Here is a 12,149-nt window from a genome sequence, read left to right as displayed (position 1 = left end):
TTTTTTTTGCCCGGCGGCGCTATGCTAGCACGCGCCCGGGGGCAGTCGTTGTAGGCCGGGTCAGGCGAAGCCGCCACCCGGCAAAAAATCATGCCTTCGGGTTATGCACCCGCTGGGTCAGTCCGCGCAGGAAATTGCGCAGAAACTGGTCGCCGCACTCGCGGTAGTTTTTGTGGTCAGGCGAGCGCATCATGGCGGTGATCTCCGGCACCGACACCCGGTATTTCTGCTCGCTCATAATCGCCTGGATATCGTCCGTTTTCAGCGAGAAGGCGATCCGCAGCTTTTTCAGCACCGTGTTGTTATTCACCCGACGCTCCAGCGCCAGCTCCGGGGCCGAATCATCTTTGCCGCGCTTGTCATAGATAAGGCCGTTAAGGAAACCCGACAGGATAATGTCCGGGCAGCGAACAAAGCCCTCTTCATCCTCTTTCGTCGTCCAGGTGTCGAAGCTGGCGGCGGTGGATTCCATAGCGGAGAGCGCGAGAATGCGCACCATATCGTTATTATTGACTTTCAGGGTGTAGCGCAGGCTACGAAGAATATCATTACTGAGCATGAGGGCCTTTTACTGTCGATGATGCAATGGGGCGCAGTGTACCAGCTTTACAGGCCAATCGCCTCTTTCAGGCTTTTTAAATAGCGCCGGCTCACCGGCACCGTTTGCCCGGCGCGCATCAGCAGCTCCGCCTGGCCATTCTCCTCCAGGCGAATCTCCTTCAGGTGCGCCATATTCACCAGATACTGGCGATGGCAGCGCAGCAGCGGCGTGCGGCTCTCGAGGGTGCGCAGGGTCAGTTCGGTAAAGCCCTCTTTTCCCTCGCGGTCGGTCACGTAGATGCCGCTCATCCGGCTGCTGACGAAGGCCACATCCTCCATCTGCAGCAGCCAGATACGACTGTGGCCGGTACAGGGAATGTATTTCAGCGTCTGCTGAGCATCATCCAGCAGCGACACATCCTGCAGATTACGCTCCTGGCGCAGGCGGGCGAGGGTTTTCTCCAGCCGGGCAGCTTCAATCGGCTTCAGCAGATAGTCAAAGGCATGCTCCTCAAAGGCTTTCACCGCGTATTCATCAAAGGCGGTGAGAAACACGATATAGGGGCGGTGCTCCGGGTCGAGCATCCCGACCATCTCCAGACCGCTGATGCGCGGCATCTGGATGTCGAGAAACAGCACGTCGGGACGCAGCTTATGCACCGCGCCAATGGCCTCCACCGCGTTGCCGCACTCGCCGACGATCTCGATATCGCGCTGTGTCTCCAGCAAAATGCGCAGGTTTTCCCGCGCCAGCGGCTCATCATCGACGATCAATACTCTCAGCATGCATTCTCCTCCAGGGGCAGACGTAGGGTGACACGGGTAAAGCGCTCCGGCTCGCAGGTGACGCTGATGCCGCAGTCGGCGCCAAAACGCGCCCGCAGCCGCCTGTCCACCAGATTCATCCCCAGCCCGCTGGCCTGGGGGTTGGCCCGGTACAGCCCGGCGTTATCCTCGATATCCAGCTGCAGCCAGCGATCGTCCTGGCTGGCGCGGATGGTAATTTCGCCGACGCCAAGATGTTGCGATGTACCATGCTTAATGGCGTTTTCCACGATCGGCTGCAGGGTAAAAGCCGGCAGCTGGTGATGCGCCAGCCCTTCCGGCACCGCCATCTGGATCTGCAGGTTAGCCTGAAAGCGAGCCTTCTCAATCTGCAGATAGGCGTTAACATGCTCGATCTCATCGGCAAGAGTGACAATTTCCGTCGGCCGTTTCAGGTTCTTGCGAAAGAAGGTCGACAGATACTGCACCAGCTGGCCGGCCTGATCGCTGTCGCGGCGGATCACCGCCTTCAGCGTGTTAAGCGCGTTAAACAGGAAGTGTGGGTTGACCTGGGCATGCAGGAGCTTGATTTCGGATTGCGTCAGCAGCGCCTTCTGCCGCTCGTACTGTCCGGCGAGGATCTGCGCCGACAGCAGCTGGGCAATCCCCTCCCCGAGGGTGCGGTTGATCGAACTGAACAGGCGATTTTTCGCCTCATACAGTTTAATGGTGCCTATCACCCGTTGGTTCTCGCCGCGCAGGGGGATCACCAGCGTCGACCCCAGCTTACAGTGCGGATGAATCGAGCAGCGGTAAGGCACCTCGTTGCCGTCGGCGTAGACCACCTCCCCGGTCTCAATCGCCCGTTGCGTATACGAGGAGGAGATAGGCTTGCCCGGCAGATGGTGATCGTCGCCGATGCCGGTAAACGCCAGCAGCTTGTCGCGATCGGTGATCGCCACCGCGCCGATGTCCAGCTCCTGGATCAGCACCTGGGCCACCTTCATGCTATTTTCTTCGTTGAATCCCTGACGCAGGATCCCCTCGGTGGACGCCGCCACCTTCAGCGCCGTGGCGGAAAAGGCGGAGGTGTACTTCTCAAACATCGCCCGCTTGTCCAGCAGAATGCGCATAAACAGCGCCGCACCGACGGTATTGGTGACCATCATCGGCGCGGCAATGCTCTGCACCAGATGCAGGGCGTCCTGGAACGGGCGGGCAATCAGCAGAATGATCATCATCTGCACCAGCTCGGCCACGAAGGTGATCGCCCCGGCGGTTAGCGGGCTAAAGACTTTGTCCGGCCGGCCGCGTTTGACCAGCACGCTGTGCACCAGACCGCCCAGCAGCCCCTCAACGATGGTGGAAACCATGCAGCTTAAGGCGGTCATTCCCCCCAGCGAGTAGCGGTGCAGGCCGCCGGTGAGCCCTACCAGCCCGCCGACCACCGGCCCGCCGAGCAGGCCGCCCATCACGGCGCCGATGGCGCGGGTGTTGGCGATGGAGTCTTCGATATGCAGACCGAAATAGGTCCCCATAATGCAGAAAATGGAGAAAGTGACGTAGCACAGCAGCTTGTGCGGCAGGCGAACGGTGACTTGCATCAGGGGGATAAACAGTCGGGTTTTGCTCATCAACCACGCGATGACCAAAAATACGCACATCTGCTGAAGCAGCAGCAACACCAGATCAAACTCGTACATACCCGCAAACCACACATGCCTGAAAGCGCGTACCATACCCTGCCTGGCGAAAACTTTCTTTGAAGCCCTGCATAAAAATGAAAAACGACGGCCAGGATCACACTTTTTGCGGCGCGTTGCGCAGCAAACGCGGCAAAAAGCCCGGCGCGGCGCGCTAAACCGCAATTAATGTTTCATTAACACCTGCGCTTCACCGTATAATCCCCCTGTTAACATCAGGAGCCTATTATGAAGCCAGCGAAAATCGCGGTCGTCACTCTCTTCTTACTTATGGCCATCGGCGGGATCAGCGGCGTAATGCTGGCCGGCTATTCCTTTATTGTGCGTGGCGGTGTCGGCTGATCCAGCGGGTCAGACGCTCAAACGCGCGGTCGACGATAATCGCCGCCAGGGCCACCAGCAGCGCCCCCTGAACAATATAGGCGGTATTAAAGCCGCTCAGGCCGATGATGATCGGCGTCCCGAGCGTACTGGCCCCCACCGTCGAGGCAATGGTCGCGGTACCAATATTGACGATGACCGAGGTGCGGATCCCCGCAGGATCACCGGGGCCGCCAGCGGAAGCTCCACCTTATACAGACGCTGCCAGCCGGTCATTCCCATCCCTTCAGCCACACCTGACACCCCCGGCGGTATCGAACCCAGCCCGGCCAGCGTCCCCTGCAGCACCGGCAGTATGCCATACAGCGCGAGGGCGATGAGCGCGGGCAGCCAGCCAAAGCCCAGCACCGGCACCGCCATCGCCAGCACCGCCACCGGCGGAAAGGTCTGCCCGATAGCGGCGATGGTCTCCACCAGCGGACGAAACGCGCTGCCGGCGGGCCGGGTGACCGCCACCCCAGCCCCCAGCCCGATTGCCGTTGCCGCGAGGCTGGACGCCACCACCAGCCAGCCGTGATCGAGAGTGAGCGCCCAGAAGCTCTCCTGCTGGTAGACCGGCCGCGGCAGCTCCGGGAACAGCCGACTGAACAGCGGCGCGCTGTAGGGCAGCCCTGCCAGCAGGCCGATAAACAGCGCGATAAGCCACCACAGCGGCTCACGAAGCGCCTTCATGGCTCATCTCCTGGCGCAGCAGATCGGCAAAATGCAGCGTACCGCAGGGCCTGCCTTCGGCATCGACCACCGGCAGCGTCTCGCAGCGCCGGGCGACAAACTGCGACAGCGCTTCCCGCAGGGTCATGGTGATGGTCAGCCCCTCGCCCGCCAGCCGTTCGTCGGGACGCAAATAGTCCCCCACCTCGCGCAGCGACAGCAGGCGCACACCCAGCTCGCTGCGGCCAAAAAAAGGTCTGTACAAAGCTATTTTTCGGTCGCAGGAGCATCTCCAGCGGCGCCCCCTGCTGGACCACCTCGCCCCCGTCCATCAGCACCAGGTGGTCCGCCAGACGCAGCGCTTCGTCAATATCATGGGTCACCAGCACAATCGTCCGTCCCAGCAGACGGTGGATGCGCAGCATCTCCTGCTGCAGCGCCTCGCGGGTCACCGGGTCGAGGGCGCCGAAGGGCTCATCCATCAACAGCACCTCCGGATCTGCCGCCAGCGCCCGCGCCACCCCCACCCGCTGCTGCTGACCGCCGGAGAGCTGATGCGGGTAACGGTCGCGCAGCGTCGCCTCCAGCCCCAGCAGCGCCATCAGCTCGTCGATCCGGTCGGCGATCCTTGCCCGCGGCCATCTTTGCAACTGCGGCACGGTGGCGATATTCTGCGCCACCGTCCAGTGGGGAAACAGGCCGATGGACTGGATGGCATAGCCCATCCGCCGCCGCAGGGTCAGGACCGGCTGCTGGCGAATGTCCTCGCCGGCAAAGCGAATGGTGCCCCGGTCCGGCTCCAGCAGACGGTTGATCATCTTCAGCGTCGTCGACTTGCCCGAGCCGGAAGTCCCCACCAGCACCGAGAAAGCGCCTTCGCGCAGCTCCAGGGTCAGGTCCTTCACCGCCGGGTGGCCGGCAAACACTTTGCTGACCCCTTGAAATTCAATCATTGGCCTCTCCTTTTAGCCAGGCGCCCCACAGGGCGAACAGGGCATCCACCACCACCGCCAGGGCAATGGTCGGCACCACGCCCAGCAGCACCAGATCCAGCGCACTGCTCAGCAGCCCCTGAAAAACCAGCGCGCCAAAGCCGCCGGCGCCGATCAGCGCGGCCACTACCGCCATGCCGACGGTTTGCACGCTGACCACCCGCAGGCTGCGCAGCAGTACCGGCATCGCCAGCGGAAGCTGCACCTGACGAAAGCGCTGCCCGGCGCTCATGCCCATTGCCGTCGCGCTTTCCAGGGCATCCTGCGGCACCTGCTGCAGGCCGGTCACCACCCCGCGCACCAGCGGCAGCAGCGCATAGAGAGTGAGAGCGATCAGGGCTGGCGCCACGCCGGTCCCGGAGACGCCCAGCTCGCCCAGCGTCGGGAAATAACGCGCCAGACCGGCAAGCGGCGCAATCAGCAGGCCAAAAAGCGCTACCGACGGAATAGTCTGGATCACATTGAGCGCGGTGAAAGCTGGCGCCTGCCAGCGCGGACGCCGCCACAGCCATACCCCCAGCGGCAGGCCAATCAGCAGGCCCGGCAGCAGGGTGCCGAACAGCAGAAGCAGATGCTGGCGCAGGGCGTCATCAAATACCTCCTGACGGTTGGCATACTCCTTCAGCAAGGAGAGCTGATCGAGCGCCCCGATAGCGAGCAGGATGATGGGCAACAGCCAGACTTGCGCATTGAGCAGCCAGCGCCAGAGCGGCCGGACGGTAAGATGACGGATGGCCTCGCTGGCCAGCAGCAGACAAAGCGCCAGCGACAGCCACAGGCCGCTGCCGGGCGAGGTGCGCGCCAGCGGCGAGCCATGGCGGGAGAGCTCAAGCGCCGCCTGGCCGCTGCCCCAGATAAGCAGCGGGAAGAGCAGTTCGGCCAGCAGCAGGTGGAGAAACGGCACGATCCTGCCCGGCAGCCAGCAGAGCAGCATCCCGGCAAGGGCCGCCGCCAGCTGAACGCCGGCGAGCCAGGGCAGCGCCTGCCACAGCCCGCGCCCTTCCCCGGAGAGTAAGCGATTCGGCGCATAAGTGACAAACGGCAGCGCCAGCGTAACCAGCAGCAGACCTGTCAGCAGCAGGCCGACGCGATGAGTACAGCGAATGGTCACCGGTGGCTTACTTCAGCAGGCCTTTCTGCTGCAGATAATCTGCCGCCACGCGCTTCGCATCCTGGCCCTCCACCGCAATGCGGGCGTTCAGCTGCTGCAGCGTTTTTTCATCGAGGCTGGCGAAGACCGGCTGTAGCCAGTCGGCGATCTGCGGGTAGGCCTTCAGCACCGCCTCGCGCACCACCGGCGTCGGGGCATATATCGGCTGCACGCCCTGCGGGTCGCTCAGCGTCTGTAACCCCAGGGCCGCCACCGGGCCATCGGTGCCGTAGGCCATCGCCGCGTTAACGCCGGAGGTCTGTTGCGCCGCCGCTTTGATGGTCACCGCCGTATCGCCCCCGGCCAGCGACAGCAGCTGGTTCTGGTTGAGGTTGAAGCCATACGCTTTTTCAAACGCCGGCAGCGCGTCCGGGCGCTCAATAAATTCCGCCGAAGCCGCCAGCTTAAATTCGCCGCCCTGCTTCAGGTAGCGACTGAGGTCGGCCAGCGAGGTCAGCTTATTTTTCTCCGCCAGGTCCTGGCGCACGGCGATAGTCCAGGTGTTGTTGGCCGGCGCCGGGGTGAGCCATACCAGCTGATGTTTCTCCTGATCGAGGCGCTTCACCTTCTCATAGCCCTGTTGGGCATTCTTCCACGCCGGGTCGTTTTCATCTTTGAAGAAGAAGGCGCCATTGCCGGTATATTCCGGGTAGATATCCAGCTCGCCGGCGACAATCGCCCCGCGCACCACCGGCGTGGTGCCGAGCTGGATTTTATTAATCGTTTTTACGCCGTGGCTTTCCAGCACCTGCTGGATCATATTGCCCAGCAGCGCGCCTTCGGTATCAATTTTCGAGCCGACCTTCACCGGCTCCGCCGCCTGCAGCGGTAAACTTATCAGGGCGGCCAGCGCCAGCGCGCCGGACCATGTCGTTGCCATCTTCATCCCGCATCCCTCAGTTCTTTTGCGCTTCGCTTACAGAAGCTTAAGAGAAAAGCGTAGCCCATTTGCCAGCGATGCGAAAAAGAAAAGGCCGATTAATCGGCCTTTAAAGCGTGACGTTGGACTTAAGAGCGATGCCTTACAGCAGCTCAAACTCGCTCTGCTTCACGCGGGCGGAGTCCACGCCGATAAAGACATTGAATTTGCCCGGCTCAGCAACGTATTTCATCTGCTGATTCCAGAACTTCAGCGCGTCGACGTCGATTGGGAAGCTAACGGTTTGCGTTTCGCCCGGTTTGAGGGTGACCTTTTTAAAGCCGCGCAGCATTTTCACCGGCCGGCTCATGGAGGCGGTGACGTCCTGCAGATACAGCTGAATCACCGTTGCCCCTTCGCGTTTGCCGGTGTTGGTCACCTGCACGCTGGCGGTCACGCTGCCGTCGCGCGGAAGGGTGGCTGACGACATGTTGACATCGGAGACGCTAAAGGTGGTGTAGCTCAGGCCGTAACCAAACGGATACAGCGGGCCATTGGCTTCATCGAAGTAACGCGAGGTGTACTTGTTCGGCTTCTCCGGATTATACGGCCGGCCGGTATTCAGGTGGCTGTAGTAGGTTGGGATCTGCCCCACCGAGCGCGGAAAAGACATCGGCAGTTTGCCCGACGGATTGTAATCGCCAAACAGCACGTCGGCGATGGCGTGGCCGCCTTCGGTGCCAGCAAACCAGGTCTCCAGCAGCGCATCGGCTTGCTGATCCTCTTTCACCAGCGCCAGCGGACGCCCGTTCATCAGCACCAGCACCAGCGGTTTGCCGGTGGCTTTAAGAGCGGCAATCAGATTGCGCTGGCTCTGCGGCAGGGTGATATCGGTCCGGCTGGAGGCCTCATGCGCCATGCCCTGCGCCTCGCCCACCACGGCGACCACCACATCGGATTGCTTCGCCGCCGCGACCGCTTCGTCGATCATTTCCTGCGGCGAGCGTGGGTCAACCTGCACCGCGTTCTCATACAAATTGAGGAAATCGACAATGCCTTTGTCATCGGTAACGTTCGCCCCTTTGGCGTAAATCACTTTGCCGTTATCGCCCAGCGCTTCTTTGATGCCGGTCAGGACGGTCACCGACTGGTCGGCCACCCCGGCCGCGGACCAGCTGCCCATCATGTCGCGCTTGCTGTCCGCCAGCGCGCCAACCACCGCGATAGTGCCGGATTTTTTCAGCGGCAGCGTATCAAGACGGTTCTTCAGCAGCACCAGGCTCTCGCGAGCCACTTCGCGCGCCTCTTTACGATGCAGACGACTTTCCGCATTGGTGTCCTGCGGGTCAGAATCTTTCGGTCCCAGGTGGCTGTAGGGATCGTTGAACAGTCCCATATCATATTTCACGTTGAGCACGTGTCGGGTGGCATCATCCAGCTCGGCCATGGTCACCTTGCCGGACTTCACCAGCCCCGGCAGGTACTTGCTGTAATACTCGTCGCTCATGCTCATGTTGATGCCGGACTTCAGCGCTACGCGCACCGCGTCTTCCGGGTCGGAGGCCACGCCGTGCTTAATCAACTCTTTGATGGCGCCGTGGTCGGAAACGGTGATGCCTTTAAAGCCCCATTGGTCGCGCAGGACGTCTTTCAGCAGCCAGGAATCAGAGGTCGCCGGGGTGCCGTTCAGCGAGTTCAGGGCTACCATCACCGCGCCGCTGCCGGCATCAAGCCCGGCTTTATACGGCGGCATATAGTCGTTGAACAGGCGCTGCGGGCTCATGTCGACCGTATTGTACTCTTTCCCGCCCTCCACCGCGCCGTAGGCGGCGAAATGCTTGACGCTGGTCATCACCGAATAGCGGTCCGCCGGGCTCTTGCCCTGCATCGACTCCACCATCGCCTGGCCCATCATCGTGGTCAGATAGGTGTCTTCCCCGAACCCTTCGGAAGCGCGTCCCCAGCGCGGATCGCGGGAGACGTCGACCATCGGCGCCCAGGTCATGTTCAAGCCGTCATCGGCGGCTTCATATGCTGACACGCGGCCCACGGTCTTCACCGCATCAAGGTTAAACGACGAGGCCAGGCCGAGGCTTATCGGAAACACGGTACGCTGACCGTGCAGCACATCGTAGGCAAAGAACAGCGGGATCTTCAGGCGGCTAAGCTGCATCACCTGATCCTGCATCACACGGATATCCGGGCGGGTAACGGTGTTAAAAATCGCCCCCACCTGACCGTTCTTGATCATTTCACGGATCGCCTCTTTCGGGTTATCCGGGCCAACGCTTATCAGACGCAGCTGGCCGATTTTCTCGTCCACCGTCATTTTTTTCAGCAGGTCGGTGACAAAGGCATCCCGCGCCTGCGGGGTCAGGGGGTGGTTACCAAACAGTTCATCCGCCAGCGCGGGTTGCAGCGCCAGACTCACGGCGACGCCTACAGTGCAGAGCCATTTCATTGTTATCTCGCTTTATCTCAGACGGGGACTCGGTAAAACATAATAAAAACCGCAGTTTGCCATATATATAAACAACGCGCCCGCAGAATGCTAAGGTTCTTCTCTGATTTTTGCGAAACATTCATGCATCAAATTGTCATACAAAGCGCTATGCTTATCCTCGATATTTCGCGCACCACCACAAGGAGTGGAACATGTCATCTGCACCCACTGACACCCATAAAACGTTTCTGGCTGACCTGGCGCGCCTGGTTGGCCCTTCGCATCTGCTGACCGACCCGGCAAAAACCCAGCGCTACCGCAAAGGCTTCCGCTCCGGTCAGGGCGAGGCCCTGGCGGTTGTCTTTCCCGGCACCCTGCTGGAACTCTGGCGCGTGCTCAACGCCTGCGTAGACGCCGATAAAATTATTCTGATGCAGGCGGCCAACACCGGCCTGACCGAAGGTTCGACCCCCAACGGCAATGATTACGATCGCGAGATCGTGATTATCAGCACCCTGCGCCTGGACAAACTGCATCTGCTGGACAAAGGCGAGCAGGTGCTGGCCTGGCCCGGCACCACCCTCTATTCGCTGGAAAAAGCGCTCAAACCGCTGGGACGCGAACCGCACTCGGTGATCGGTTCGTCATGCATCGGCGCATCGGTCATCGGCGGGATCTGCAACAACTCCGGCGGCTCGCTGGTGCAGCGCGGGCCGGCCTACACTGAGATGTCGCTGTTCGCGCAGATTGACGCCGACGGCAAGCTGAAGCTGGTCAATCATCTGGGCATCGATCTCGGCAGCACGCCGGAGCAGATCCTCAGCCGCCTCGATGACGAACGGATTAGCGATAGCGATGTGCTGCACGACGGCCGCCACGCCCACGATCACGACTATGTCACCCGCGTGCGCGATGTCGATGCCGACACCCCGGCGCGCTATAACGCCGACCCGGACCGCCTGTTCGAATCCTCCGGCTGCGCCGGCAAGCTGGCGGTTTTCGCCGTGCGTCTCGATACTTTCCCGGCGGAAAAGCGCCAGCAGGTGTTTTACATTGGCACCAACCAGCCGCAGGTATTGACCGAGATCCGCCGCCATATCCTCGCCGAGTTCCAGCATCTGCCGGTGGCGGGGGAATATATGCACCGCGATATTTACGATATCGCCGAGAAGTATGGCAAAGACACCTTCCTGATGATCGACAAGCTCGGCACCGACAAAATGCCGTTCTTCTTCACCATGAAGGGGCGCACCGACGCGATGCTGGAGAAAGTCTCGCTGTTTAAGCCGCACTTTACCGACCGCTTTATGCAGAAGCTCGGCCACGTCTTCCCGGCGCATTTACCGGAGCGGATGAAAACCTGGCGTGATAAATATGAACATCATCTGCTGCTGAAGATGGCTGGCGACGGCATCGAAGAAGCGCAGCGTTGGTTGACGGAGTACTTCCAGCAGGCCGAGGGGGATTTCTTCGCCTGTACGCCGGAGGAAGGCAGCAAGGCGTTCCTCCATCGCTTTGCCGCCGCCGGCGCGGCGATCCGCTATCAGGCGGTGCATGCCGACGAAGTCGAAGATATTCTGGCGCTGGATATCGCCCTGCGCCGTAACGATACCGAGTGGTTCGAACATCTGCCGCCCGAAATCGACAGCCAGCTGGTGCATAAGCTCTACTATGGCCACTTTATGTGCCATGTGTTCCATCAGGATTACATCGTCAGGAAAGGGGTCGACGCCCACGCGCTGAAGGAAAAAATGCTGGAGTTACTGAAAGCGCGCGGCGCCCAGTACCCGGCGGAGCATAACGTGGGTCATCTGTATGAGGCCCCGGAGAGCCTGCAGCAGTTCTATCGCCAGAACGATCCGACCAACAGCATGAACCCGGGGATTGGTAAAACCAGCAAGCAGAAATACTGGGGTGAAGCGGCCCCGACGCCAGCCTCTCCGGCGGATCCGCAATAATCGACGGCAGGACTATTCAGCCTGGCGCTTCTGTATTACGCTGCACGCCGGAGAATGTTTCTCCGGCAGATTCAGGAGCGCCGCCATGCCCGCAGAGGCCCCGTTACTCGACAGTGATTTAGAAATTCGCGAAGCGCTGCCCGACGATGCGCACGCCATCGCCGCGCTGTATGTCTGGCACGTACTTAATGGCCGCGCCTCCTTCGAAGAGATCCCCCCCACCGTTGACGAAATGCGTAAACGGATCCAGACCGTGCGCGACAACGGGCTGCCGTGGCTGGTAGCGCTGTGGCGCGGGGCTATCGTCGGCTACTGCTATGCCACCTTCTATCGCCCGCGTCCGGCCTATCGCTACACCCTCGAGGAATCGATATACGTGGAATCCGGAATGGGCGGACGCGGCATCGGCAGCGCGCTGCTGTCCAGGCTAATCGCTGAGTGCGAAAAAGGCCCGTGGCGGCAGATGCTGGCGATCATCGGCGATGGCCATAACAATGCCGGCTCGCTGGCGATCCATAAAAAGTTCGGCTTTACCGTGGCGGGTCAGCTGCGCAGCGTCGGCTACAAGATGGGCGACTGGCGGGATACGTTGATTATGCAGCGCGCGCTGGGTGACGGCGACTGGACGCTACCGGAGTGATATCCGGCGCCAAATCCCCGGCTCGCGGCGTAAACGCCTTAGCCGGGCTACCGTTCAGCGCGGTTCC

Annotated in this window: 9 protein-coding genes and 2 pseudogenes; 3 read left to right on the top strand and 8 right to left on the bottom strand. The window is 61.2% G+C overall.

All coding sequences use genetic code 11. From position 1 onward, the window contains the following. Nucleotides 1-88: 88 nt before the first annotated feature. From HMPREF1024_RS24490 to HMPREF1024_RS24500, 3 genes are read right to left on the bottom strand one after another with little or no spacing between them, the layout of a single operon-like run. The gene (locus HMPREF1024_RS24490) at nt 89-559 is read right to left on the bottom strand and encodes a DUF1456 family protein (RefSeq protein WP_002912756.1); all 471 of its coding nucleotides are present in this window, start codon (nt 557-559) and stop codon (nt 89-91) included. A 47-nt stretch (nt 560-606) separates the two neighbouring features. Further along, complete coding sequence (gene btsR / locus HMPREF1024_RS24495) at nt 607-1,326, bottom strand: two-component system response regulator BtsR (RefSeq protein ID WP_004144215.1); 720 nt, start codon at nt 1,324-1,326, stop codon at nt 607-609. Further along, the gene (locus HMPREF1024_RS24500) at nt 1,320-3,008 is read right to left on the bottom strand and encodes a sensor histidine kinase (RefSeq protein WP_002912760.1); all 1,689 of its coding nucleotides are present in this window, start codon (nt 3,006-3,008) and stop codon (nt 1,320-1,322) included. The genes btsR and HMPREF1024_RS24500 overlap by 7 nt, the downstream gene beginning before the upstream one ends. 228 nt (nt 3,009-3,236) lie before the next feature. On the opposite strand from HMPREF1024_RS24500, the gene HMPREF1024_RS24505 reads away from it, so the two are divergent. After that, nucleotides 3,237-3,350: a protein YohO gene (locus HMPREF1024_RS24505; protein WP_002912762.1), complete on the top strand. Its 114-nt coding sequence runs from the start codon at nt 3,237-3,239 to the stop codon at nt 3,348-3,350. Here the strand turns inward: HMPREF1024_RS24505 and HMPREF1024_RS24510 are convergent. The 5 genes and pseudogenes from HMPREF1024_RS24510 to bglX all read right to left on the bottom strand — a co-directional run bounded on the left by HMPREF1024_RS24510 (nt 3,325) and on the right by bglX (nt 9,502). Beyond that, nucleotides 3,325-4,061: pseudogene (locus HMPREF1024_RS24510) on the bottom strand (ABC transporter permease). The gene HMPREF1024_RS24505 and the pseudogene HMPREF1024_RS24510 sit on opposite strands and share 26 nt — an antisense overlap. Beyond that, nucleotides 4,045-4,993, bottom strand: a pseudogene (locus HMPREF1024_RS24515) (ABC transporter ATP-binding protein). Before HMPREF1024_RS24515 ends, HMPREF1024_RS24510 begins: the two co-directional pseudogenes overlap by 17 nt. Then, a complete protein-coding gene (locus HMPREF1024_RS24520) occupies nt 4,986-6,143 on the bottom strand; it encodes an ABC transporter permease (protein WP_009307420.1) in 1,158 nt (385 codons plus the stop codon). The pseudogene HMPREF1024_RS24515 and the gene HMPREF1024_RS24520 overlap by 8 nt, the downstream one beginning before the upstream one ends. Before the next feature lie 7 nt (nt 6,144-6,150). Then, nucleotides 6,151-7,068 carry an ABC transporter substrate-binding protein gene (locus HMPREF1024_RS24525; protein WP_002912823.1) on the bottom strand — a complete coding sequence of 306 codons (918 nt, stop codon included), beginning with the start codon at nt 7,066-7,068 and terminating at the stop codon, nt 6,151-6,153. 136 nt (nt 7,069-7,204) lie between these two features. Then, nucleotides 7,205-9,502 carry a beta-glucosidase BglX gene (bglX, locus tag HMPREF1024_RS24530; protein ID WP_009307419.1) on the bottom strand — a complete coding sequence of 766 codons (2,298 nt, stop codon included), beginning with the start codon at nt 9,500-9,502 and terminating at the stop codon, nt 7,205-7,207. Nucleotides 9,503-9,696: 194 nt separating this feature from the next. On the opposite strand from bglX, the gene dld reads away from it, so the two are divergent. Continuing rightward, complete coding sequence (gene dld, locus HMPREF1024_RS24535; protein WP_002912827.1) at nt 9,697-11,442, top strand: D-lactate dehydrogenase; 1,746 nt, start codon at nt 9,697-9,699, stop codon at nt 11,440-11,442. An 85-nt stretch (nt 11,443-11,527) separates the two neighbouring features. Next, nucleotides 11,528-12,082 (top strand): GNAT family N-acetyltransferase, encoded by a 555-nt coding sequence (locus HMPREF1024_RS24540; protein WP_002912829.1) that lies wholly within the window; start codon nt 11,528-11,530, stop codon nt 12,080-12,082. Nucleotides 12,083-12,149 lie beyond the last annotated feature (67 nt).

This window comes from Klebsiella sp. 4_1_44FAA (assembly GCF_000238715.1).
Classification (GTDB): Bacteria; Pseudomonadota; Gammaproteobacteria; order Enterobacterales; family Enterobacteriaceae; genus Klebsiella; species Klebsiella pneumoniae.
Note: the sequence above shows the minus strand (reverse complement) of the source record. Positions and strands in the feature narration are given on the sequence as shown.

Excerpts from the sequence above, each read along its gene's own strand:
- HMPREF1024_RS24490 (WP_002912756.1), bottom strand. The coding sequence starts at position 559 with ATGCTCAGTAATGATATTCTTCGTAGCCTGCGCTACACCCTGAAAGTC.
- btsR (WP_004144215.1), bottom strand. The coding sequence starts at position 1,326 with ATGCTGAGAGTATTGATCGTCGATGATGAGCCGCTGGCGCGGGAAAAC.
- HMPREF1024_RS24500 (WP_002912760.1), bottom strand. The coding sequence starts at position 3,008 with ATGTACGAGTTTGATCTGGTGTTGCTGCTGCTTCAGCAGATGTGCGTA.
- HMPREF1024_RS24505 (WP_002912762.1), top strand. The coding sequence starts at position 3,237 with ATGAAGCCAGCGAAAATCGCGGTCGTCACTCTCTTCTTACTTATGGCC.
- HMPREF1024_RS24525 (WP_002912823.1), bottom strand. The coding sequence starts at position 7,068 with ATGAAGATGGCAACGACATGGTCCGGCGCGCTGGCGCTGGCCGCCCTG.
- bglX (WP_009307419.1), bottom strand. The coding sequence starts at position 9,502 with ATGAAATGGCTCTGCACTGTAGGCGTCGCCGTGAGTCTGGCGCTGCAA.
- dld (WP_002912827.1), top strand. The coding sequence starts at position 9,697 with ATGTCATCTGCACCCACTGACACCCATAAAACGTTTCTGGCTGACCTG.
- HMPREF1024_RS24540 (WP_002912829.1), top strand. The coding sequence starts at position 11,528 with ATGCCCGCAGAGGCCCCGTTACTCGACAGTGATTTAGAAATTCGCGAA.